Source organism: Zafaria sp. Z1313, from assembly GCF_050563205.1.
GTDB lineage: Bacteria > Actinomycetota > Actinomycetes > Actinomycetales > Micrococcaceae > JAZDCJ01.
The window spans coordinates 108,730-130,142 of sequence record NZ_JBNWUK010000007.1 but is presented as its reverse complement, the minus strand read 5'-3'; the positions used below and the strand labels follow the sequence as shown (position 1 = coordinate 130,142).

General features: G+C 73.3%; 21 protein-coding genes and 1 pseudogene. 12 read left to right on the top strand and 10 right to left on the bottom strand.

The window, feature by feature from the left end:
* Nucleotides 1-11: 11 nt before the first annotated feature.
* Nucleotides 12-581, top strand: coding sequence for a Dps family protein (locus tag ACQ3I4_RS09280; protein ID WP_430633420.1), 570 nt, complete (start codon nucleotides 12-14; stop codon nucleotides 579-581).
* Nucleotides 582-673: 92 nt separating this feature from the next.
* Here ACQ3I4_RS09280 and ACQ3I4_RS09275 read toward each other — a convergent pair.
* Nucleotides 674-1,243 (bottom strand): annotated as a pseudogene (locus ACQ3I4_RS09275) (IS5 family transposase); the annotation flags it as partial.
* A 424-nt stretch (nucleotides 1,244-1,667) separates the two neighbouring features.
* Between ACQ3I4_RS09275 and ACQ3I4_RS09270 the strand changes: the two are divergent.
* From ACQ3I4_RS09270 to ACQ3I4_RS09245, 6 genes are all read left to right on the top strand, one after another.
* Nucleotides 1,668-2,180, top strand: a complete 513-nt coding sequence (locus ACQ3I4_RS09270; protein ID WP_430633419.1) for an alternate-type signal peptide domain-containing protein — start codon at nucleotides 1,668-1,670, stop codon at nucleotides 2,178-2,180.
* Between the two features lie 610 nt (nucleotides 2,181-2,790).
* Nucleotides 2,791-3,357, top strand: coding sequence for a signal peptidase I (locus ACQ3I4_RS09265; protein WP_430633418.1), 567 nt, complete (start codon nucleotides 2,791-2,793; stop codon nucleotides 3,355-3,357).
* Nucleotides 3,354-3,848, top strand: coding sequence for a hypothetical protein (locus ACQ3I4_RS09260; RefSeq protein ID WP_430633417.1), 495 nt, complete (start codon nucleotides 3,354-3,356; stop codon nucleotides 3,846-3,848). Before ACQ3I4_RS09265 ends, ACQ3I4_RS09260 begins: the two co-directional genes overlap by 4 nt.
* A 77-nt stretch (nucleotides 3,849-3,925) precedes the next feature.
* The gene (locus ACQ3I4_RS09255) at nucleotides 3,926-5,005 is read left to right on the top strand and encodes an acyl-CoA dehydrogenase (RefSeq protein ID WP_430633416.1); all 1,080 of its coding nucleotides are present in this window, start codon (nucleotides 3,926-3,928) and stop codon (nucleotides 5,003-5,005) included.
* Nucleotides 4,999-6,417 carry a PIG-L family deacetylase gene (locus tag ACQ3I4_RS09250; RefSeq protein ID WP_430633415.1) on the top strand — a complete coding sequence of 473 codons (1,419 nt, stop codon included), beginning with the start codon at nucleotides 4,999-5,001 and terminating at the stop codon, nucleotides 6,415-6,417. Before ACQ3I4_RS09255 ends, ACQ3I4_RS09250 begins: the two co-directional genes overlap by 7 nt.
* On the top strand, nucleotides 6,414-7,274 hold the full coding sequence (locus ACQ3I4_RS09245; RefSeq protein WP_329862537.1) for a glycosyltransferase: 861 nt from the start codon (nucleotides 6,414-6,416) through the stop codon (nucleotides 7,272-7,274). The genes ACQ3I4_RS09250 and ACQ3I4_RS09245 overlap by 4 nt, the downstream gene beginning before the upstream one ends.
* On the opposite strand, the gene ACQ3I4_RS09240 is transcribed toward ACQ3I4_RS09245, so the two are convergent.
* Nucleotides 7,163-8,041, bottom strand: a complete 879-nt coding sequence (locus tag ACQ3I4_RS09240) for a helix-turn-helix domain-containing protein (RefSeq protein WP_430633414.1) — start codon at nucleotides 8,039-8,041, stop codon at nucleotides 7,163-7,165. The two genes, ACQ3I4_RS09245 and ACQ3I4_RS09240, sit on opposite strands and share 112 nt — an antisense overlap.
* Nucleotides 8,042-8,095: 54 nt before the next feature.
* On the opposite strand from ACQ3I4_RS09240, the gene ACQ3I4_RS09235 reads away from it, so the two are divergent.
* Complete coding sequence (locus ACQ3I4_RS09235) at nucleotides 8,096-8,815, top strand: NAD(P)H-binding protein (protein WP_430633413.1); 720 nt, start codon at nucleotides 8,096-8,098, stop codon at nucleotides 8,813-8,815.
* A 62-nt stretch (nucleotides 8,816-8,877) separates the two neighbouring features.
* On the opposite strand, the gene ACQ3I4_RS09230 is transcribed toward ACQ3I4_RS09235, so the two are convergent.
* Nucleotides 8,878-9,012, bottom strand: a complete 135-nt coding sequence (locus ACQ3I4_RS09230) for an iron chelate uptake ABC transporter family permease subunit (protein WP_329862584.1) — start codon at nucleotides 9,010-9,012, stop codon at nucleotides 8,878-8,880.
* On the opposite strand from ACQ3I4_RS09230, the gene ACQ3I4_RS09225 reads away from it, so the two are divergent.
* Together ACQ3I4_RS09225 and ACQ3I4_RS09220 are read left to right on the top strand one after the other, a co-directional pair.
* On the top strand, nucleotides 9,011-9,610 hold the full coding sequence (locus ACQ3I4_RS09225; RefSeq protein ID WP_430633412.1) for a hypothetical protein: 600 nt from the start codon (nucleotides 9,011-9,013) through the stop codon (nucleotides 9,608-9,610). The genes ACQ3I4_RS09230 and ACQ3I4_RS09225 overlap by 2 nt on opposite strands.
* A gap of 73 nt (nucleotides 9,611-9,683) precedes the next feature.
* Nucleotides 9,684-10,490: a nitrilase-related carbon-nitrogen hydrolase gene (locus tag ACQ3I4_RS09220; protein ID WP_329862544.1), complete on the top strand. Its 807-nt coding sequence runs from the start codon at nucleotides 9,684-9,686 to the stop codon at nucleotides 10,488-10,490.
* 118 nt (nucleotides 10,491-10,608) lie between these two features.
* Here the strand turns inward: ACQ3I4_RS09220 and ACQ3I4_RS09215 are convergent, their stop codons facing one another.
* The 3 genes from ACQ3I4_RS09215 to ACQ3I4_RS09205 form a co-directional block, all read right to left on the bottom strand.
* Nucleotides 10,609-11,349, bottom strand: a complete 741-nt coding sequence (locus tag ACQ3I4_RS09215) for a FadR/GntR family transcriptional regulator (RefSeq protein ID WP_430633411.1) — start codon at nucleotides 11,347-11,349, stop codon at nucleotides 10,609-10,611.
* 62 nt (nucleotides 11,350-11,411) lie between these two features.
* Nucleotides 11,412-13,181: an L-lactate permease gene (locus ACQ3I4_RS09210; protein WP_329862548.1), complete on the bottom strand. Its 1,770-nt coding sequence runs from the start codon at nucleotides 13,179-13,181 to the stop codon at nucleotides 11,412-11,414.
* A gap of 129 nt (nucleotides 13,182-13,310) precedes the next feature.
* On the bottom strand, nucleotides 13,311-13,889 hold the full coding sequence (locus ACQ3I4_RS09205; RefSeq protein WP_329862550.1) for a hypothetical protein: 579 nt from the start codon (nucleotides 13,887-13,889) through the stop codon (nucleotides 13,311-13,313).
* 324 nt (nucleotides 13,890-14,213) lie between these two features.
* Here ACQ3I4_RS09205 and ACQ3I4_RS09200 point away from each other — a divergent pair, with 324 nt between their 5' ends.
* Nucleotides 14,214-14,915, top strand: coding sequence for a DUF998 domain-containing protein (locus ACQ3I4_RS09200; protein ID WP_430633410.1), 702 nt, complete (start codon nucleotides 14,214-14,216; stop codon nucleotides 14,913-14,915).
* Between the two features lie 13 nt (nucleotides 14,916-14,928).
* Here the strand turns inward: ACQ3I4_RS09200 and ACQ3I4_RS09195 are convergent, their stop codons facing one another.
* Entirely contained in the window at nucleotides 14,929-16,368 is a 1,440-nt protein-coding gene (locus ACQ3I4_RS09195) for an MDR family MFS transporter (RefSeq protein WP_329862554.1), read from the bottom strand.
* Nucleotides 16,369-16,525: 157 nt separating this feature from the next.
* Between ACQ3I4_RS09195 and ACQ3I4_RS09190 the strand changes: the two genes are divergently transcribed.
* The gene (locus ACQ3I4_RS09190; protein WP_430633409.1) at nucleotides 16,526-17,794 is read left to right on the top strand and encodes a CynX/NimT family MFS transporter; all 1,269 of its coding nucleotides are present in this window, start codon (nucleotides 16,526-16,528) and stop codon (nucleotides 17,792-17,794) included.
* 36 nt (nucleotides 17,795-17,830) lie between these two features.
* Here ACQ3I4_RS09190 and ACQ3I4_RS09185 read toward each other — a convergent pair whose 3' ends face one another.
* The 3 genes from ACQ3I4_RS09185 to ACQ3I4_RS09175 all read right to left on the bottom strand — a co-directional run bounded on the left by ACQ3I4_RS09185 (nucleotide 17,831) and on the right by ACQ3I4_RS09175 (nucleotide 21,270).
* Nucleotides 17,831-18,874, bottom strand: a complete 1,044-nt coding sequence (locus ACQ3I4_RS09185) for a hemolysin family protein (RefSeq protein WP_329862557.1) — start codon at nucleotides 18,872-18,874, stop codon at nucleotides 17,831-17,833.
* Entirely contained in the window at nucleotides 18,875-20,230 is a 1,356-nt protein-coding gene (locus ACQ3I4_RS09180) for a hemolysin family protein (protein ID WP_329862558.1), read from the bottom strand. It abuts the gene before it with no gap.
* Nucleotides 20,231-20,397: 167 nt separating this feature from the next.
* Entirely contained in the window at nucleotides 20,398-21,270 is an 873-nt protein-coding gene (locus tag ACQ3I4_RS09175) for a universal stress protein (protein WP_329862560.1), read from the bottom strand.
* Nucleotides 21,271-21,413 lie beyond the last annotated feature (143 nt).

The following is a 21,413-nucleotide window of genomic DNA, read 5'->3' as shown; positions in this document are numbered from 1 at the left end:
AAGGAGAAGTCATGGCCTCGAAGAACGCACGAATCGCCGGTTTCACCGTCCCGGGCCTGAGCTTGAAGGACGGGCACCAGGTCGGAGAGGCGTTGCAGCTGCGGCTGCATGCGCTCAACGACCTGCAGCTGACCCTCAAGCACGCCCATTGGAACGTGGTGGGCCGGGACTTCATCGGCGTCCACGAGATGCTGGACCCGCAGATCGAGAAGGTCCGGGCGATGGTCGACGCCCTGGCCGAACGCATGGCCACCCTGGGCGTGTCCCCGAACGGGCTCCCCGGCGCGCTCGTCGCGTCCCGCGACTGGGACGACTACTCGATCGACCGGGCCGGCACCACGGAGCACCTGGCCGCCTTGGACCAGGTCTACAACGGCGTCGTGGGCAGTCACCGCGAGTCCATCGAAGCCGTCGGCGAGCTTGATCCCGTGACCGAGGACCTCTTGATCGGCCAGACGGCCGAGCTCGAGCTCTTCCAGTGGTTCCTCCGCGCCCACCTGGAGAACAGCGAGGGAACGCTCTCCGATCAGGGCGCGCGCACCGAGACCGGCGCCGCCCGGAAGGCCACCCAGGCCGACTAGGACGTGTCTCCTCATGCCGTGATCGCCTGACTCCGGATGACGGTGGCCTGCAGGACGGCGGCCGCGCGGTAGGTCAGGGCGAGTTTGTCGTAGCGGATGGCACGGGAGGAGTAGGCCTTGTCCGCCATGGCCCGGTCCGGGCGGGTGCGTGCCCGTCCCGGGCCGGGACGGGCGACTTCCAGGGCCTCCAGCAGGTTCTCGAACATCGGCGAGTCCCCGCCCTGGCCGGGGCCGAGCAGGATCACCAAGGGGCGCTTGTTCCCGTCGACCAGGGCATGGATCTTGGTGCTCAGCCCTCCGCGGGAGCGGCCAATGGCATGGTCGGCGGGCTCCTCAAACGGATTCTTGTGATTCGACAGGTCCCCCTGTGTGGCGCGGGAGGTTGGTGCCGTGCTGGTGGGCACGGTTGATCGTGGAGTCCACCGACACCTCCCAATTGACCAGGCCTTCGGAATCCGCGCGGGTCAGCAAGGCGCCCAGGACGGCGTCCCAGGTGCCGTCTCCGGCGTAGCGGCGGTGGCGCTTCCACACGCTCTTCCACGATCCGAAGTGCTCGGGCAGGTCCCGCCACGGGATCCCGGCCCGGTAGCGGTAGATGATGCCCTCGACCGTCAAGCGGTGGTCGTTGAACGGACGACCCGCCTTGCCACGGACGAAGGCATCAGCGGGGCGATCAACTCCCACTGGGCATCGGAAAGAACGGAATAGCGCGGATTCAACGCTCAATCATGCCAAGACGCCCAAGGAACCATGAGGAGACACGCCCTAGTCCGAGACCCCGGACCCGCCGCGGGGCTCGTCCATGATGCACCCCTCCAGGACCGGTGGCCGAAGCCTCCGGCGAGGTCTCCCGCCGCCTCGGAGTCTTACGACGCAATCCACGCGGTCTCTGCCCCCCGAAAGGCCCGCCAGCCGCCCTCCGCACCAGGCGACTTGTTCAAGATCCGCTCAAGACACCCCCGGGGATCTTGCGCGAACCCTTGGACAACCTTGCGTCCGCTCCGCACCGAACCTTGAGCCGTGGCGGAGACAGTGGTCATATAGCCGGCCGCAGTGGTCCGGCGGGACTCTCAGGGGGAGAACACCATGAACAAGATGACCAAGGGCGCGCTGGCCACCGGACTCGGCGTGGCGCTGCTGATCGGCGGCGGCGGAACGCTCGCCGTGTGGAACCAGGCGGTCGAGGCCCCAGCCGGGACGGTCGCAGCGGGCGACCTCGAGCTGACGGCCGGACAGGGAACCTGGACCGATGCCGCGGGCAAACCCGTCTCGCTGGGCACCTACAAGGTGGTTCCGGGCGACCGGCTCACCTTCACCCAGCCGCTCACGGTCAAGCTCGTCGGCGACAAGATGCGCGCGGAGCTGACCACGACCGATCTGGCGTCCGGCTCGCCGCTCATCGTCGGCGCCACCACGCTGGCCAAGGACAACGCGCCCGCCAAGACCGAGCTGCTGCCTGCGGACTCCGGCGACTACACCGCGTCCGTGACGGTCGAGCTCCCGGCCGCCACGAGCGGCCGCGTGGGCACGAACCTGAACGCGGACCTGGGCCGGCTGACGTTCACCCTCGAACAGATCGCCCCGACGGCCGCACCGTAGCCAGCCGGCTCCGGGGAACCACGAGGACCTTCGATGAAGACGACGCTGCGGGTCGCCGCCCTGCTCGGCGCGGCGACGGTGCTGGGCCTGCTCACCGTCCAGGGCACGCTCGCCCTGTGGAGCGCGACGGCTTCCTCGGGAGCGCAGGCCGTGCGGACGGCCGACTTCACCGTCCTCGTCCGGACCGCCGACGGCGCGACGTCGGCCCTGGGGGCCGGGACCAGCCCGGTGACGTTGCCGCCCGTCACCGGGCTGGTCAAGGGCGGTAGCCGGACGACGGCGGTCACGCTCGTGAATGCGACGGACGCCGGCAGCGGGGCCTTCCGTGCCCGCGTCACGGCCGGGACCCCGCAAGTGCAGGGCCAGCTCCAAAGCCGGCTCACGGTCACGGTCCGGCCGGGCACCGATGCCGGCTGTTCGGCCTTCCGGCCGGGACCGGGGATCGATCTGGCGCAGGGCGCCTCCGGCGTCCTTTGCGTCACGACCACGTTGGCGGCGGAGACTCCCGCGTCCTTGGGGGCGCGGGGGCCTCCGTCATCATCCCGCTCACGGCGGAGCAGCTCCCGTGAGCCCCGACACCGCGCCGCAGGCGCCCGGACACGAGGAAGCCATGCCCACCACAGCACCGACGCCGGCACTCCCGTCGCCCCTCCGTGCCGCCGCGACAGCCGCGAGCTTCCTGGCGCTGGTCCTCGCCGCCCTCGCTGCCCTCGTGCTGGTCATCGTGCCGCTGGCCACGGGATCCCAGAGCTACTCCGTGCTGACCGGTTCCATGGCGCCGCACTATGCACCGGGAACCCTGCTCGTGGTCGGCCCGGCGGACTTCGCATCGCTTGGCACGGGCGACGTCGTCACGTATCAGCTCGAATCCGGCCGGCCGGAGGTCGTGACGCACCGGATCGTCTCCGTCACGAGCGCCCAGGACGGTGAACGCCTGCTCATCACGCAGGGGGACAACAACGACGCCCCCGATCCGGCCCCGGTCGCCGAGGTCCAGGTCCGCGGCACGCTGCTCTACGCCGTCCCCTACGCCGGTTTCGCCGCCAACTGGCTCGGCAACCAGGACCGGACGCTCGCCGGGCGGCTGCTGGCCTACGGGCTGATCGGCTACGGCGCCGTGGTGTTCGGCCGCGGAGCGTGGACCCGGCTTCAACCGGCCGTCGGGGGCCTCCCGTGAGCCCCGCTGCTGCCGGACCGGGGCGGCGGCTGCCCGGGATGCGCGCGGCCCTGGCCCTCTACCTCGTGATCGTGACCGCAGGACTCGGAGCGGCCGGCGCCCAGGCCCTGTGGTCCTTCAACAGCGCCGTCTCCGCCGGCGTGACGGCGGGCGCGTGGGCTCCGAATCCCGTCACGGGGACGGTGACGTGCACGCGGCAGGATGGGGGCCCGATCACCGACCGCTACGCCGACATCACCGTCCGGTGGACCGCGACCGACGCCGTGTCCTACACCGTGACGGCCGTCCGCAAGGGATCGGCGTCCGTCACCATTTCCACCACGTCGACGACGAGCAGCGCGACCCTGCGGATCAACCGGGCCACCTTGTTCGACTCCCAGGAGTACACCGCGACCATCACGGCTACAGCGAACGGCCTGCAGGCCGCGCCCAGGACGTTCTCGCTCGAGATGGGCACGTTCCTGGGCATTCCCACGGTCGGTTGCAGCTAGGCTCCGGTCAGGGGCACTGGACCGGGAGCGCGGGCGAACGGGGCGTGGCCTATGGTGTAGACCAACAGGAGGTGCACGTGGACGAGCGGTGGATCGGCCTTCCCGGAGGCGGCGGAAGCGGGCCGCCCGGCGAGGAGGAAGCCGCGCTCGTCCGCGCCGCCGCCGCTTGCAACGGCCACCCCGGACCCGTCGTCGAGCACCTGCGGAGCACCGGGGGAGAGCTCGTCACGCACGGCTCGCACGCACGCTTCGAGCTCCTGGCCTCCGTGGCCGCCGTGGACCTGGCCGCAGCCCGCACGCTGGAACCCCACCTGGATGCCCTCGACATCCTCCGCCAAGCGGGCCTGTCGGCCGAACCCGGTGCGGCATGGGGCGTCTATGCCGCCGAATCCGCCTCCGGGAGACTCACAGCCACGTCCGCTCCGGGATCGAACGCCTCGCAGGCCACCACCGCGGCGGCGGTCCCCGGGTCGTGGACGACGCCGGACGGCGACTGGATCCTCGAGGGCACCAAGCCGTGGTGCTCCCTCGCGGGCGTGATCGACCGCGCCGTCGTCACGGCGCACGTCGACGGCGGCCGCCGGGCCTTCTCCGTGGACCTTGCGCACCCCGGCGTTGCTCCCGATCACTCCGGGTGGGCCGGGCACGGCCTCCCGTCCATCCCGAGCGGGCCGGTCCGCTTCCGCCAGGTCCCTGCCAGCCCGGTCGGCGCCACCGGCTGGTACCTGACCCGGCCGGGGTTCGCCGGCGGAGGCATCGGCGTGGCCGCCTGCTGGTTCGGCGGCGCGGTGGGGCTCTTCAGGACCTTGCTGGACTCCGCCCACCGTCGCACCCCGGACCAACTGGCCCTGGCCTGGATCGGCGAGGCCGACCGGCTGCTCGCCGCCGCCGCGGCCCTCCTGGGCACCGCGGCGCCCCTCGTCGATTCCGGTGCGGCCGGCTGGACCGACGCCCACCGCGTGCGGGGCCACGTCGCGGCCGCCTGCACGCGCGTCCTGGAAATCTGCGGGCAGGCCATGGGGCCTTCCCCCTTGGCCTTCGACGCCGCGCACGCCCGCCGCGTGGCCGACCTGACGCTGTACATCCGCCAGCACCACGGTTCGCGGGACGACGCCGAGCTGGGCCGGCTCGTGCTGGAGCGCGAGCGGGCGTGGTGACCTTCAGCCACCGGGAGGCGGGCACCCCGGGGCAACGGTGGCGGGACGCGGGCGTCGATGCCCTGCCGGAACTGCCGCCCGCGGCGCTGCCCGGCGCAGGAGGAACCGCCGTCGTCGTGGTGCCGCACCCGGACGACGAGGCGCTCGGCGCGGCGGGATTCATCCTGCGCGCCGCCGCCGCGGGGGCCAGCGTCACGGTGCTCCTCTGCACCGCCGGCGAGGCCTCGCACCCCGATTCCCCCACCCACACCCCCGACCGGCTGGCCCGGCTCCGGCTCGCGGAGTTCGCCGCGTCCATGGGCATCGCCTCGACCACATCCGCCATCGCCTGGCGCTTCCTCGACCTCCCCGACGGCGGGATCTCCGGGCACACGGGGCCCCTACGCGAGGAGATCGTCCGGGCGCTGCGCTCGGGGTCGGCCGACGGCATCCGGGGCGGGGTCGTGGCCGCGCCCTACCGCTCGGATGGGCACCCTGACCACGAGGCGGCGGGACGGGCGGCCGCCGACGCCGCCCGGGAGGCGGGGGCCGGCCTGGTGGAATTCCCCGTGTGGTACTGGCACTGGGCGCAGCCCGAGGAGGGGTCCTGGCGGCGGTGGCGGACGCTGCGCCTGTCCCCGCGCGAGACCGGCCGGAAGCGCGAGATGCTCGGCGTCCACCGCACGCAAGTGGCCGATCTCTCCCCCGCCCCGGGCGACGAGGCCCTGCTTCCCGCCGGATTCCGCGGGCACTTCGACCGTGGCGTCGAGGTGTTCGCGTGGACGCCGGCCCCGGGCCCCGGTGCGGGAACGCGTTCCTCGGGCGACGTCGCGGGGCCGCCCCGGGGCGCGGGAACGGCCGCCGAGGACTTCGACGCCCTCTATCGGCGCGACCCGGACCCGTGGGCCTACCTTTCCTCCTGGTACGAGAGGCGCAAGCGCGCCGCCACGCTCGCCGCCCTGCCCCGCGCCCGCTACGCGAACGCCGTCGAGGCCGGGTGCTCGATCGGCGTCCTGACCGCCGAGCTGGCCGCGCGTTGCGACCGCCTCGAGGCCGTGGACGCGAGCGCCGTGGCCCTGGGACTCGCCGCGGACCGGCTCGCCGACCGGCCCCACGTCCGGCTGCGCCGGGCCGAACTCCCCGCGGGGTGGACGGCGCCGGCGGCTTCAGTGGACCTCGTGGTGGTCTCGGAGATCGGCTACTTCCTGGCGCCGCGCGAACTGGACGGGCTGCTGGACGCCGCGTGGGAATCCCTGCTCCCGGGCGGGCACCTGGTGCTCTGCCACTGGCTCGGCCCCATCGAAGGATGGGCGCTCGACGGCGAGGCCGTCCACGCGGCCGCCCGCCGCCGGACCGCATCCGGCCCCGTGGTGGCGCACCGGGAGCGGGAGTTCCTGCTCGAGGTGTTCGAAGCGCCGGGATCCTCCGCATGAGCGGCCGACGGCCGGACGCGGCGCGAGTTGACCCCGGCGGCGGTGCGGCGGCCCCGGGCCCGCCGGGGATCAGGCACGTCGCCGTCGTCGTACCCGTCAAGGACGAGGCGGAGCTGCTCCCCGCCTGCCTACGCCGGCTGGCCGCCGCGATGGACCGCTTCGACGCGACCGGCGACGGCCGCGGATCGACTCTGGTGCTGGCGCTCGACAGCTGCACCGACGCGTCCCGGGCCATCGCCGCGCAGGCATCCCGCCGCGACCGGCGGATCGGTTTCCTGGCCGGCGCGTTCGGCGGAGTCGGTCCGGCGCGCGCCGCCGGAGTCGAACGCGCCCTGGGGAGGATCGGCGCCGTCGTCCCGGAACGGATCTGGATCGCCTGCACGGACGCCGACACCTTGGTTCCGGTGGACTGGGTCCTCCGGCAGGCGGCGCTGGCGGACGCCGGGGCGGACGCGGTGCTCGGCACCGTGGAACCGGATCCTGCCGACACGGAGCAACGCCTGCTGGCCGCGTGGCACGCGCAGCACGATCTGGCGGACGGACACCCCCATGTCCATGGCGCCAACCTCGGGATCCGCGCGTCCGCCTACCGCCTGGTCGGCGGATTCGCACCGGTGGAGTACAACGAGGACGTCCTTCTGGTCGCGGCCCTCCGGGCAGCGGGACGCCAGGTCCTCTCCAGCGGAGACCTTCGCGCGCTGACCTCCGGTCGGCTCGTTGGACGGGCCGCGCAGGGATTCGCCGCCTACTTGAGGGAGCTCGGCGGGACCTTGTCCCCGGGCACCGCCTCGGTCGCCGCCCAGCTGGCCAACAACCCCAGGGCGTCGGCGCTCGGCGAGCCCGACTCCGCCGTGTAGACGTTCAGCCGCAGCCCCTCGTCGCCGGGCAGGTCCATGCCCTCGTACTCCAGGTCCAGGTCCCCGACGACCGGGTGGTGGAAGCGCTTGGTGCCGCTGCGGTGCAGGCGCACGTCGTGGGCGGCCCACAGCCGGCCGAACACCTCGCTGCGCGTGGACAGCTCGCCGATGAGGTTGCTCAGCGCCTTGTCCCCCGGACGCCGGCCGGCCTCGGCGCGGAGGATGCCGACGGCGTCCCCGGCGACCCGCTCCCAGTCGCGGAAGAAGCGCTGCCCGCGGGGATCCAGGAAGAGGAACCGGGCGGTGTTCGAGGGCTGGACCGGCGAGTCGAGGATCTCGGCGTAGAGGGCCCGGCCGGCGGCGTTCGCGGCCAGGACGTCGAGCCGGCCGTTGCGGACGTAGGCGGGGGTCGTGAGTGCATCGAGGACGCGCTGGATCCCGGGCCGCACCTTGGCCTGCACGGGCCGGCGCGGCCTGGTGGACGGAGCCGCGGCGCGCGCCAGGTCGAACAGGTGCAGCCGCTCGGCCTCGTCGAGCCGCAGCGCGGCGGCGAGCGCGTCGAGCACCCCCTCCGACACGCCGCCGAGGTTCCCCCGCTCGAGCCGCACGTAGTAGTCGATGCTCACCCCCGCCAGCATCGCGACCTCCTCGCGGCGGAGGCCCGGAACGCGCCGGTTGCCGCCGTAGGCGGGGAGGCCGGCGTCCTGCGGGGTGATCCTGGCCCGGCGGCTGATGAGGAAATCGCGGATCTCGGTGCGGTGGTCCATGCCGTCAACGGTAGGCCCTGGGCGGGACCCGTGACAGGCCCTGCCGGTACCCGGATGGGCGGGGACTCCCGCGCGCGGCTCCTGCCGGCGGGCGCCGAGGTCGTCCCGGGCGACGTGACCGTCCCGGAATCGCTCGCCTCCGCCGTCGAGGGGGTCGACGCCGTCGCACTGGTCCTCGGCTCCGACGGGACCGGGCGGGCCGGGGCCGAGGCAGTGGACTACGGGGGCGTGCGCAACGTCCTCGCGGCGCTCGGCGGGCGTCCGGTCCGGATCGTGCTCATGACGGCCATCGGCTTCACCCACCGCGACACGGCCTACAACCGGGTCTCACACGCGCACGATTGGAAGCGGCGTGCCGAGCGGCTCGTGCGGGCCAGCGGGCAGCCGTACACGATCGTCCGGCCGGGATGGTTCGCCTACCACACGCCCGCCGAGCAGCTGCCCGTGATGCTCCAGGGCGACACCCGGGGCAGCGGGACGCCGGCCGACGGCGTGGCCTCCCGTACGCTGATCGCCCGCGTGCTCGTCGACGCCCTCGGCTCCGAGGCGGCGCTCGGTAAGACGTTCGAGCTCGTGGCCGTACACGGCGACGCGCCGCACGACCCGGAGCCGCTCTTCGCGGCGCTCGACCCCGACCCGGAGGGTTCCGTCGACGCCGTCCGCGACGCCCCGACCCAACCGCTCGCGGAAGAACCGGCACGCGTCCTCGCCGAGCTCGAGGCCGCCGCTTCCCACGCCCCCGTCACGCAACACGATCCACTCATGCGTCGTTGACAGCGCTGAGAACGGCGCGGGAGTGGATCGTGATGCGGAGCAAGGGGCGGAGGAGGGGCGGGTCAGCTCTTCTTCGCCTCGCGGAACAGCAGCCACATCAGGTAGCCGCCGCCGATCGTCACCGTGACGATCCCGACCGGGAGCTGGATCTCCGGGTGGGCGTGCTGGGCCAGGAGGTCGCACAGGAGCAGCAGCATGGCGCCCACGAGCGCGGAGGAGAACCTCATCACGGGCGCCGACGAGCACGAGCACCTCGCCGCGGGCTTCCCCGTGGGCGAGCGCTTCCACTCCGCCCCCGTGGTGCGCCTCGCGGACGCCAAGCCGGTGGAGCTGGGGCACCAGGCGCTCGCGGACGGCCGTTGGAGGATCTACGCGTTCGCGGACGCCGCCCATCCCACCGCATCCGGTTCACGGCTCGCGGCGTTCTGCCGCTTCCTCGCCGAGGACCAGGCATCCCCCGTGCTCGCGCACACGCCGGCGGGCGCGGACCTGGACGCGGTGTTCGACGTCCGCGCCGTGTTCCAGCAGGGGCACCGGGAGCTCGAGACCGGGGACCTGCCCGGGCTGCTGCTGCCGCGGAAGGCGCCGTTCGGGCTCGTCGACTACGAGAAGGCGTTCACCGCCGGCCGCGTGGACGGCCCGGACGTCTTCGAGGCGCGGGGGATCGACCGGGAGCGCGGCGCCGTCGTCGTCGTCCGGCCGGACCAGTACGTCGCGCACGTGCTGCCCCTGGACGCGCACGCCGAGCTGTCGGCGTTCTTCGCCCGCTTCCTGCGCGCCGCCGTCACCGCGTAGGAGCCGGCGCGGCCGCCGCGCGGAGGGGCCGGAGACTGGCTCCTCCGCTCGCCGGGCGCGTAGCGTGGTGGGCGTGAAGGAGACCGGACGCCGCGCGCTGCGGATCGCGTTGGGACAGCTGGCCTCGACGGACGACGTCGAGGCCAACCTGCGCGCCATCGACGACGCGGCCGGCTCGGCCGCGGCCGACGGCGCGGAGCTGCTCCTGCTGCCGGAGTACGCGACGTTCGAGAAGGCCGAGCTCGACGCGGACTGCGCGCGCGTCGCGGAGCCCCTCGACGGGCCGGTGGCCACGCGCCTGGCCGCGACGGCCCGGCGCCACGGCTTGTTCCTCGTCGCGGGCGTCCTCGAGGCCGGTGACGGACCCGCCGGCGCCTACAACACGCTCGTGGCGTTCGGCCCCGACGGCGGGCTGCTCGCCTCGTACCGCAAGGCCCACCTCTTCGACGCGCAGGGCTATGCCGAGTCCGACTTCATCGACGCCGCGCCGGAGCCCGAGGCCGTCGTCGTCGAGCTCGCCGGGGTCCGCTGCGGGCTCATGATCTGCTACGACCTGCGCTTCCCGGAACACGCCCGGGCACTGTCCGACGCCGGTGCCCAGGTCCTGCTCGTGGCCGCGTCGTGGGTGCCGGGCCGGGGGAAGCTGGCCCAGTGGCAGGCGCTCCTCGCGGCCCGGGCGATCGAGAACGGGATGTTCGTGGCCGGCGCCTGCCAGGCCGTCCCGCACTCGGTCGGCCACAGCGCCCTCGTGGATCCGATGGGCACCGGTCTCGCGGGCCTCGGGCCGGCGGCGGGACTGGCCCTCGCCGACGCGGATCTCCGCCGCATCGCGAGCACCCGCCGGCTCTTCCCGATGCACCGCCAGCGCCGCTTCTCCTGACCGGCTCCCCCGGGCGGCCGAGATCCGGCCGCCCGCCCGGTGCCGGATCCCGCCGTCGCCCGAGCCGCCCCGCACTCCGGCGCCGGCCGCCCGCGGGTGCGGCCCCGGCGTCGTACCCCTACTCCGCCCCGGAAGCGCTCGTCTCGGCGTAGAACCACTCGATGTGCTCGCGCAGCAACCGCGAGGCCTTGGCGCCCTCGCCGGCCGCGACCGCGTCCAGGATCGCGTGGTGGTGCCCGCGCAGGACCCTCGCGAGCGGCTCCCACGCCTCGTCGCTGCGGACCGAGCCCGCCACGTAGTCGCTGATCGCCAGGCGGAGGGACTCCATCATCGCCTCGACGACCGCGTTGCCGGCGAGCGAGGACAGCAGGACGTGGAAGCGGGCGTCGAGGGCGTGGAACTCGAGCCGGTTCAGCGCCGGATCGTCCATCCGCGCCAGCAGCTCCGCCGCCTCGCCGAGGACCTCCCGGGCCGCGTCGTCGTCCGGATCGATCACCGCGGCCTCGGCCGCGCCCGTCTCGAGCATGATGCGCGTTTGCACGATCTCGGCGACGGATAGCTGCCGCGTGGCCACGTGCAGGCGCAGCGCCGCGGCGATCCCGGCGGCCGGCCGGGAGATCACGACGGCGCCCGCGTTGGGGCCGGAGCCGGTCGAGGTCCGGACGACGCCGAGGACGTCCAGGATCCGGATCGCGTCCCGGACCGAGGCCCGCGAGAGACCGTGCCGCTCCGCGAGCGCCCGCTCCCCCGGCAACTGGTCGCCGAGCTTGATCTCCCCCGAACGCAGCTCCTCCTCGATGCTGTTCAGGACGGCCTCGTAGGCGCGGGGGGCGGGGGCTTTCGGGGAGTCGGTGGCCATGGGGCCATTTTCCCATGCGGCGGCGGGGCGCCGTCCCCGACGCCCCGCCGCCCGCCGCCTCGCTAGGGGAGCATCCACCCGAGCACCGGCGTGGACTGCAGGTACACGACGACGCAGAGGAAGAGCAGCATGCCCACGCTCCAGCCGACGACCTTGCGCAGGATGAGCGACTCCTGCCCGTCCATCCGCACGGCCGTGGCCGCGATCGCCAGGTTCTGCGGGCTGATGAGCTTGCCGACGACGCCGCCGGAGGTGTTTGCCGCGACCAGCAGGTTCGGGTCGATCCCGGCGTTGAGGCCGGCCGTCTGCTGCAGCTTGGCGAAGAGGGCGTTGGAGGAGGTGTCCGATCCCGTGACGGCCGTGCCGATCCAGCCGAGGATCGGGGACAGGAAGGCGAAGAACGCGCCCGTGCCGGCGAGCCACGTGCCGATGCTGACGGTCTGCCCGGAGAGGTTCATGACGTAGGCCAGGGCGAGCACGGTCAGGATGGTCACGCCCGCCCAGCGCATCCGGTACACGGTCCGGCCGATCTCGGCCACCGCGTCGGGGACCTTGAGCGCGTAGCGGCCGTCGGCGTCGAAGCGGGAGTAGACGAACGCGACGATCAGGCCGGCGATGAGCAGCAGCGTGCCCGGATTGGAGAGCCAGGTGAACTTGTAGACCGTGGAGGAGACGGGATGGCCCTCGACGTCGAGGACCCCGCCGTAGAGCAGCGGCCACTGGACGGCGATGTCCGTGGAGGCGAGCCAGCGCGGCACGTCGAAGCCGATCGTCCACAGCTTCGCGACGCCGAAGACGGCGATGACCAGGAAGTACGGGAAGAGCGCGAGCCAGGTCCGGACCGGGGTCAGTCCCTCGGCGTGGGCGCCCGCGGCCCCGGGACCGGAGCCGTCGCCGGCGGCGGGGCGGGCGGCCGAGCGCTTGCCGGTGCCCGAGGCGGCGGCTTCCTTCGCGGCGGGGGCACCGACGGGGACGTCGAGGCAGATCCGCTCTCGGGCCGCCTCGCGGCCGCGCGGCTCCCAGAACTTGAGGAAGGCGACGGCCGCGCCCATGCCGGCGAGCGCCGCGACGACGTCGGTGAGCTCGTAGGAGAAGTAGTTGGAGCAGAGGAACTGGGCGATGCCGAACGCGAGGCCGATGACGAGGGCGGCCGGCCAGCAGTCCTTGAGCCCCCGGCGGCCGTCGAGGATCAGGAGCAGGACGAGCGGGACGAAGATGGCCAGCAGCGGGGCCTGCCGCCCGACGAGCGCCCCGATGTGGTCGGCGTCGAGCCCGGTGAGGCCCGCCGCCGTCGTGATCGGGATGGCGACGGCACCGAAGGCGACCGGGGCCGTGTTGGCGACGAGCACGGTGGCGGCGGCGCGCAGCGGCGGCATGCCGAGGGCCAGGAGCATCGTCGCGGTGATGGCCACCGGGGCGCCGAAGCCCGCGAGGGCCTCGAGGAGCCCGCCGAAGCAGAAGGCGATGAGGATCGACTGGATCCGCACGTCGCCGCGCCCGATGACGTCGAAGACGCGGCGCAGGTCCTCGAAGCGGCCGCTGATGACCGTGACCTGGTAGAGCCAGACGGCCATGACCACGATCCACAGCACGGGGAACGCGCCGAACACGGCGCCGAGGCCTCCGGACATCAGCGCCATGCCCGCCGGCATGCGGAAGACGAACACGGCGATGACCAGTGCGACGACGAGCGACGCGAGCCCGGCGACGTGGGCCCTGGTCTTCACGACGGCGAGCAGGACGAAGAACGTCAGCAGCGGCACGAGCGAGACGATGGCCGAGAGCGCGACGCTTCCTGCCAAGGGGTCTGTGGCGGGAGTGAATGTCTCCATGGTGGTTCCTTCGCAGGGGGTGCGGTGGGCTAAGTGGTCCGACCACTATGGTCTGACCACGTAAGAGTAGCGCATTTCCACCAAAAATGTGAGGCCCATCACCAAGAAGGTTCCCGGCCCGCGGGCCGATCAGTCGGCGACGTTCACGAATCCGACGACGATCGCCGTCCACCACGCGGCCTGCGAGATCCCCGCGCACACCACCATGTGGATGCGCTGGCCGATCGGCAGCGAGGAGAAGGAGGTGCGGGCCGGCATCTTGACGAGACGGCGCATGAGCGGGATGAGCATGATGCCGTTCACGGTCAGTACGAGGACGGCCGCGAGCTTCGTCAGCGTCAGGGCGGAGGCGAGGTCGGGCTCGAGGAAGACGCCCGTGACCATCATGACCCCGACACCGCCCCAGATCAGCGGGCTCGCGGCGGAGTCCAGGCGGATCGTCTCGAACAGCTCCCGGCGGCCCAGGAGCCAGAGCATGCCGTGCCAGTCCACCATGAGGACCGAGCCGAAGGACGCGACGAGCGCCAGGACGTGCAGTGCGAGCGCCACCGTGCGGGCGGCGGCGGAGACGTCGACGGCCGTGGACAGGTAGACCGTCACGGCCCACAGGGCCACGGCAGCCAGGACGAGGAGGGCGACGAGCTGGCGGGTGGCGCGCTCGCTGTGACGGGGAAGGGAGAACTCGCGTGCGGTGGAGGGGGAAGCCACGGGGCACCTCGGAAGCGGCCGGGCCACGACCCCCGCGGCATGGCGACTGGGTTGTCGATGTCGCGGGCGTCCGGGGACGCCCGCCGCGCGCCGGTGTCAGGGAGCCGGCACGCTCCCGCCCGTCGCGGAGCGGCGGTGCCACGTGCCACGCGGTGGCTGCCGCCGCCTCGCCGTGGGCATCCCGCCGCGGGAACGGCGGCCACGGCACCCGGAGAACGGACCGGGTCCTGTCCGGATTGTAGCCCCGGCGCCGCGGCGGTGGACAGGCCTGCGCTCCTAGACTGGAGGCATGAGACCCGCCGGCGATCCCGCAGGATCCCTCCCATGACCGCCCTCCTCTGGGCCGGTGCGGCCGGCGCGTGGCTGTTCATCGCCGTCTTCCTCATCGACGGCTGGACGCGTCCCGGCTACTCCCCCGCCCGCCATGCGGTCAGCGCCCTCGCCACGGGTCCCCGCGGCTGGATCCAGACCGCCAACTTCCTCGCCTGCGGGCTCGCCATCACGGCGGCCGCGGCGGTCCTGCCCCTGGGCCTGGTCTCTCCCCGCCCCGTGCCGACGATCGGCTGGGTCACGGACGAAGACGCCGCGTCCGGGGGTCCCGCAACCGTCCTCGGGGCGTTCCTCGAGGCGGGCACGGGCCATCTGCTCCTCGGCGCGGCCGTCGTCGTCTTCGGCCTGTCCGTCATCGCTTCCGGCGCCTTCCCCATGGACCCGATGCGCGGATACCCGCCCGGAACCCCGGAGGGCGATCCGCCGCACACCTCCCGCCGCCACGTGCGGCACGACCAGGCCGGCACCGTCGTCTTCACGGCCCTCCCCGCCGCGGCGGCCATCGCGGCGTTCGTCCTGCCGGAGCTCGCGTGGAAGCTCTATTCCGGGACGACGGCGGCCGCCGCCTTGGCGGGTCTCGTCGCCTTCGGGTACGCGTGGGAGGAGGACCATCCGCGGACGGGCCTCGTCCAGCGCGCCACGATCGTCGTCGGCTGGACCTGGCTCGGCGCGTTGTTCCTGTACGCCGCGGCATAGGGCGGTTCCGCGCCTACCGGCCCGGCCGGGCCGTGACCTCGCTCGCCGCGTCGGGATCCAGTCTCCAGCCGCTGACGAGCGGCAGCAGCGTGAACGCGGCCATGACCAGGAAGGCCGCCTGGTACGGGACGAGCGGGCCGGCCAGGACGCCGACCGCGTCGGGTCCTGGCGCCGCCGCGGCCTGCAGCACCAGGGAGCCCAGCGCCACGCCGAGCCCGGAGGCCAGCTGGTCCGTCGTCGACGACAGCGTGTTGGCGGCGGGCATCTGGGCCGGCCCGACGTCGGAGAACTGCAGCGAGTTGTACGCGGTGAAGCCGATCGAGCGCAGCGCCCCGCTGGCCACGAGGAGCGCGGCGATCACGGCAACCGGCACCTCCGGCGTCAGGAACGCGAACCCGGCGATGAGCGCCCCGCCCCCGGCGACCGCGGTCAGGATGACGGCCCGAAAGCCGAAACGCCGCAGCAACGGGGTGGTGGCCGGCTTGATCCCGACGTTGCCGATGAACACGGCCATGACCAGCAGCCCGGATTCGACGGGAGTCCACCCGAATCCGTCCTGGAACATGAGCGGCAGCAGGAACGGCACGGCGCTGATCAACAGCCGGTACACGAAGCCGCCGGAGTTGGCCACGCGGTAGCTCGCGATCCGGTACACGCGCACGTCGAGCAGCGGGGTCCGGACCCGCAGCAGCCAGCGCACGGCCAGCACGAGCGCCGTGAACGCGGCGGCCAGCACGGCGAGCGCCACCACCACGTGGGTGGAGGCGGTCGCGAGCTCCATCCCGGCCATGAGCCCGAACACGGCGACCGTGCACCACAGCAGCCCGACGCGGTCGAGCGGGCGGGCCTCGGTGCTCCGGTCGGTGACGAGCCGCAAGGCCACGACCAGCGCGAGGGCCCCGAGGGGCACGTTGAGCAGGAAGATCCAGTGCCAGCCGGCGTAGGTGGTGATCACTCCGCCCACGACCGGCGCCAGGACGGGCGCGAGCAGCGCGGGCCAGGTGATGTAGGCGATGGCGCGCAGCAGGTCGCGCTTCTCGGTGGAGCGCAGGATCACGAGCCGCCCGACGGGCACCATCATCGCCCCGCCCAGGCCCTGCAGGATCCGCCCGGCCACGAGCACGCCGAGGTTCGGGCTCGCGGCGCACAGGATCGAGGCCACGGTGAACAGCACGATCGACGCGCAGAACACCCGCCTCGCCCCGTAGCGGGAGGTCAGCCAGCCGCCGACGGGGATGAACGTCGCGACCGTGACGAGATAGGCCGTGATCGCGAGCCCCACTTGCGCGCTGGAGACGCCGAAGTCCCGCGCGATCTGCGGTGCGGCCGTGACCAGGATCGTGCCGTCGAGGTGCTCCATGAACATGGTGCAGGCCACCAGCAGGGCGAGCTTCGGGTTCCAGACGGGGGCGCTGCGGGGGTCCACGGGCTTCACGGTAGTGCCTTGTGTCACGGCCCGCTCCATTGCTACGTCATACCGCGGGCCCGGAGGGCGCGTTCGCCGGTGGCGCTCCTAGGATGGGCGTGCGGGCACCTCCCGCGACCCCGCACGCAGGAAGGCCCGCCATGCACACGCCCGCCGCCACCGAGCCGGCCGGACGCTGAGCGGCATGGCTCCCCCGGCCTCATCGATCCGCCCGGCGCTGCCGTGGGTGCTCGTCGGCATCATCGTTCTGGCGTTGAACCTGCGCGCCCCGATCATCGCGCCCACGGCCGTCGTCCCGGACATCCGGGCGGACACGGGATTGGGCGCGGCCGGCGTCGGGATGCTGACGGGCCTGCCGGTGCTCCTCTTCGCGCTCGCCACCCCGCTCGCGACGCGCACCATCCGCCGCTTCGGCCCGGAGACCACGGTCGTGCTGTGCCTCGCCGGCGTGCTCGCGGGGACCGTGATCCGCTCGCTGGGCCCGACCCCCGTCATCATGGCGGGCACGGTCCTGATCGGCGCCGCGATGACGCTGGGCAACATCGTCGTCCCCGTGCTGATCCGGCGCGACGTCCCGTGGAACCGCGTCGGCGCGGCGACGGGGGCGTACTCGGCCGTCATGAACGTCGGCTCGATGGCCACCCTCCTGGGCACGCCGCCGCTCGCCGCGCAGTTCGGCTGGCGGTGGGCGATCGCGTCCTGGGGCGTCGTCACGGCGGCCGCCCTGGCCTTCTGGCTCGTCAAGGCCCGCCGGCTGCGCCTGGCCCGGGGCACGACGCCGATGCCTCCCTCCCCACGCCCCGCACCCGCGGACCCCGTCCCCTCGCTGCCCGGCGGTCCGGGCGCGCCGCACGCCGCGGCCGGCCCGGCGGCGGACGACGCCGCGGGGCGCCGGATGAAGCGGATCACCGCGCTCCTGCTCCTCGGATTCTGCGGGCAGTCGGGCGCCTACTACGCGACGACGGCGTGGCTGCCCACGCTCCTCGCCGACACGCGCGGCCTCGCTCCCGCCGCGTCCGGGGCCTCGGCGTCCCTGTTCCAGATCGCGGCGATCGTCGGCGCGCTCGGCGTCCCGCTCGTGGCGGCACGGACGCGGGCGTGGATCCCCATGGTGCTGGTCGGGGCGCTGTGGATGGCGCTGCCGATCGGCCTGCTCGTGGCTCCGGAGGCGTTCGTCGTGTGGTCGCTCCTCGGCGGCGTCGCGCAGGGCGGCGGATTCACGGCGATCTTCTCGATCGTCCCGCGGATCGCACGCAGCGACGCGGAGGCCGCCGCGGCCTCGGCACGCATCCAGGCCGGAGGCTATCTCGCCGCGACGGCCGCCCCGCCCGTGGCCGGCTGGCTCAACGCGGCGACGCACGGCTGGACCGCCCCGCTCCTGCTGGTGTTCGCGCTCGCGGTGCTCTTCACAGCCGGCTCGGTGGCGGGGGCGAGGTTGTCGGAACGGCGGTGAGACGGCCGGCCGGGATGAACCGGCCGGCCGCCATGGCTACGCCTGGTGGATGCTCCGGCTGTCGTCGCGGATCTGGCCCACGAGCTCTTCCAGCATGTCCTCCAGCGTCACCACGCCGCAGGGGGTCCCGGACGCATCCACGACGAGCGCCAGGTGGGCTCCGCCCTCCTGCATCCGCTGCAGCGAACCCCGCAGGGCGTCCTCGCGTCCCACGCGCGGCAGCGGCCGGACGACCCCGGGCGGAACCGGGGCGTCCCTGCTGTCCGGATCCAGCCCCAGGAGGTCCTTGATGTGCACGTAGCCAGCCAGCGCACCGTCGGCGCCCCGCAAGGGAAAGCGGGAGAAGCTGCGGGCCGCGAGCTCCTCGATCTGCGCGGGCGTCGCGTCGTCGGGTACCGTGACGACCCGGTCCAGCGGGATGATGATCCCCTCGACGGACCGTTCCTCGAAGGTGAGGGCGCCGAGCAGGAGCCTCTCGTCCTGCTGGTCCAGGAGGCCGCCCTGCCGGGATTCCTGCACGAGGCCGGCGACCTCGTCGCGCGTGAACGTGCTGGAGACCTCGTTCTTGGGCTCGACCTTGAACAGGCGCAGGATGGCGTTGCCGATCCCGTTCATGGACCAGAGGACGGGCTGCAGGACCTTCACGACGACCACGAGGGCCGGGCCGAGGACCAGTGCCATGCGTTCCGGACCGGCGAGCGCGATGTTCTTGGGCACCATTTCTCCGAGCACCACGTGCAGGTAGGTGACCAGGCTCAGGGCGATCGCGTAGGCGATCGGATCGATCCACCCCTCGGGGATTCCCCAGCTGTCAAAGGGCCCCTTGAGCGCGTACACGACCATGGGCTTGGTGACGTATCCCAGGGCCAGGGAGCAGACGGTGATGCCCAGCTGGGCGCCGGCCATCATCAGCGAGACGTTCTCGATGGCCCACAGGGTCATCCTGGCGGCCCGACCGCCCTCGCGTGCCTTGGGCTCGATGAGGCTGCGCCGGGCCGCGATGAGCGCGAACTCGGCTCCGACGAAGAAGAAGTTGGCGGCCAGGAGGACCACCGTGAGCACGATTCCCATGACGTCCATCTAGAGCTCCCCTCCGACGTCGTTGGCTTCTTCGAGGCTGGAAGCCGTGGCCCGGACCCGCGAGATCCTGGCTCCTTCCATGGTTTCGACCTCGAGCTCCAGGCGGGCCGCCGGATACCGGTGGTCCCCCTCCGTGGTCAGCCCCACCGTGTCACCGGGCTCCGCGAGGCGGCCCAGCAGCATCGTCACCAGCCCCGCCAGCGTGTCGTACTCGGGGCTCTCGGGAACGGCGTGCCCGATGACTTCCGAGGCCTCGTCCGGGCGCAGGGCGCCCTCCAGGCTCCAGGCACCGTCCGGCAGGCGCCGGCTCGTGCCGTCGTCGGGATCGTGTTCGTCGACGACCTCGCCCACGAGTTCCTCCACGAGGTCCTCGAGGGTGATCAGCCCTGCGACGTCGCCGGTCTCGTCGATCAGTACGGCCATCTGCAGCCCGCCGGACCGCAGCGAGTCCATGAGGTCGTCGAGCTCCACCGTGTCGGGCATCAGGATCGGCGCGTCCATGACGTCGGCGACGGTCCGGCCGCCCCGATCGGGGAAGGGCACGGCCAGGCCATGCCGGACGTGCACCGTCCCGGCGACTTCGTGGGATCCGGGCTCGATGACGGGGAACCGCGAGTGCCCGGTCCGCGCGGCGGTGGCCAGGAGGTCCCGCACCGAGTCGCCGGGGGCGAGGGACACGATGCGCGTCCTGGGCGTCATGGCGTCGTGGCCCCGCCGGGTCCCGAACGCGAAGGAGCGCTGGACCAGATCGGCGGTCTGCTCGGGGAGCACGCCCTGGCGGGCCGAATGCTGGACGAGGACGGCCAGCTCCTCGGCCGATCGCGCCGAGGCGAGCTCCTCCTGGGGCTCGACGCCGAGGGCGCGGACCAGCTTGTTGGCCGTGCCGTTGAAGAACCGTAGCAGGGGGCCGGTGGCCGTGCTGAAGCCCCGCTGGAAGCCGACGACGGCGCGGGCCGTGGCGAGCGGGCGGGCGATGGCGAGGTTCTTCGGGACCAGTTCCCCGAAGACCATGGTGAGCAGGGTCGCGAGGACCAGGGCGATCGTGATGGACACCGTCCGGGCGGCCGCCGCGGGAAGGCCGGCGTCCTCGAGCGGGCCGACGACGAGGGCGGCGATCGCCGGTTCGGCGAGGAAGCCGATGCCGAGGTTGGTCAGCGTGATGCCCAGCTGGGCGCCCGAGAGCTGCGTGGAGAGCGTGTTCATGCCCTTGAGGACGCCGGCCGCGCGTTTGTCCCCGGATTCGGCGGCCTCGCGCACCGTGTTCCGGTTGACCGTGATGAGGGAGAACTCAGCGGCCACGAAGAGGCCGCACGCCATGATGAGGAGCAGGCCGATCAGGATGGAGATCAGTTCCAATTGCTACACCCCCCACCATGGCGCTCGTTCACATGGATGCGCTGCGGCGGGGGGCACGGACTGTGCCCCGGTCTGTCACCAGGGGTAGACATGGTTCCTCTCAAGAAAATCGGCAGACGACCGCCCGCCGCGAAAGGCGGCGGGCTGAGCCCATTGTTCCAGCCGGGTCATGAAATCCGCAACGCCCCGGAGACCACCATCACCGGGCATGGCGCGTCCCGCACCAGCGGCTGGCTGACGGAGCCGAGCACGAGCCCGGCGAGCCCCACGTGCCCGCGGGATCCGACGACGAGCAGGTCGCCCGCCCCGACCGCGCCCGCCACGGCCCGGGCCGCCGGGCCGGCGGCCGATTCGACCGAGAGCTCGAGCCCCGGGTAGCGCTCCCGCAACGCGCGGGCCAACGACGGCCCGTCGCTCCCCGCGCCCTGTGCGGGGGCGGCCCCGGAAGGCGCGGCCCCGCCGTCGTCCTCTCCGGACTGTGCGGCGGGCCTGCGCTCCGCGGTGAGCAGGAGCAGGGGGCGGGCGCGCGCCGAGGCGGCCTCGGCGGCGGCCTCCGCGACGTGGCCGTCGCCGGATGCCCGCACGGCGGCGACGACGCGGCCACCGGCCCCCGGTCCGGGCCCGGCCCAGTCGGCCGGTACGACGACGGTCGAGCAGTGGGCGTGCGTGGACAGGGCCTGGGAGAGGCTGCCGAAGACCCGCTGGCCGAGCCCGGAGGCGCCCGTGCGGCCGACCGCGGCGAGATGGAAGGTCCGCGAGAGGTCGCGCAGGGCGTCGGCGACGTGGCCGCTGAGGACGTGGACCTCGGTCGGGACGCCGCGCCCCTCGGCGCGGGCAGCCGCCTCGGCGAGCCGGGCCCCTGCCTGTTCGGACATCCGGCGCTGATACTGGGCGTCGACGCGCGCATTCGTGACGGGGACGGGTTCGGCGACGGCGACGAGGCAGAGCCCCCAGCCGCGGAGCGCGGCCTCGTCGACGGCCCAGCGGAACGCCGCGTTCCCGCTGTCCGAGCCATCGAAGGCGACGAGTATGGCGGCCATGGTCCAACGGTACGTGGCGGCACGGGCGCCGGGAAGGGCGGCAACGAACCAACCGCGGGGCCCGCCCAGTTCACGTCGTCTCGGCGAAACCGCGGGCTGCGGGGACGCCCCCGGGACGGCCGACCGGCCGGAAGCGAGCTCCA

What these genes read in the sequence shown, in the direction of transcription:
- ACQ3I4_RS09210 (WP_329862548.1), bottom strand. Translation starts at nt 13,181, where the DNA reads ATGGAGACATTCACTCCCGCCACAGACCCCTTGGCAGGAAGCGTCGCG.
- ACQ3I4_RS09280 (WP_430633420.1), top strand. Translation starts at nt 12, where the DNA reads ATGGCCTCGAAGAACGCACGAATCGCCGGTTTCACCGTCCCGGGCCTG.
- ACQ3I4_RS09185 (WP_329862557.1), bottom strand. Translation starts at nt 18,874, where the DNA reads ATGGACGTCATGGGAATCGTGCTCACGGTGGTCCTCCTGGCCGCCAAC.
- ACQ3I4_RS09225 (WP_430633412.1), top strand. Translation starts at nt 9,011, where the DNA reads ATGGCGCCCACGAGCGCGGAGGAGAACCTCATCACGGGCGCCGACGAG.
- ACQ3I4_RS09190 (WP_430633409.1), top strand. Translation starts at nt 16,526, where the DNA reads ATGGCTCCCCCGGCCTCATCGATCCGCCCGGCGCTGCCGTGGGTGCTC.
- ACQ3I4_RS09200 (WP_430633410.1), top strand. Translation starts at nt 14,214, where the DNA reads ATGACCGCCCTCCTCTGGGCCGGTGCGGCCGGCGCGTGGCTGTTCATC.
- ACQ3I4_RS09235 (WP_430633413.1), top strand. Translation starts at nt 8,096, where the DNA reads ATGGGCGGGGACTCCCGCGCGCGGCTCCTGCCGGCGGGCGCCGAGGTC.
- ACQ3I4_RS09245 (WP_329862537.1), top strand. Translation starts at nt 6,414, where the DNA reads ATGAGCGGCCGACGGCCGGACGCGGCGCGAGTTGACCCCGGCGGCGGT.
- ACQ3I4_RS09175 (WP_329862560.1), bottom strand. Translation starts at nt 21,270, where the DNA reads ATGGCCGCCATACTCGTCGCCTTCGATGGCTCGGACAGCGGGAACGCG.
- ACQ3I4_RS09215 (WP_430633411.1), bottom strand. Translation starts at nt 11,349, where the DNA reads ATGGCCACCGACTCCCCGAAAGCCCCCGCCCCCCGCGCCTACGAGGCC.
- ACQ3I4_RS09240 (WP_430633414.1), bottom strand. Translation starts at nt 8,041, where the DNA reads ATGGACCACCGCACCGAGATCCGCGATTTCCTCATCAGCCGCCGGGCC.
- ACQ3I4_RS09230 (WP_329862584.1), bottom strand. Translation starts at nt 9,012, where the DNA reads ATGCTGCTGCTCCTGTGCGACCTCCTGGCCCAGCACGCCCACCCGGAG.
- ACQ3I4_RS09270 (WP_430633419.1), top strand. Translation starts at nt 1,668, where the DNA reads ATGAACAAGATGACCAAGGGCGCGCTGGCCACCGGACTCGGCGTGGCG.
- ACQ3I4_RS09265 (WP_430633418.1), top strand. Translation starts at nt 2,791, where the DNA reads ATGCCCACCACAGCACCGACGCCGGCACTCCCGTCGCCCCTCCGTGCC.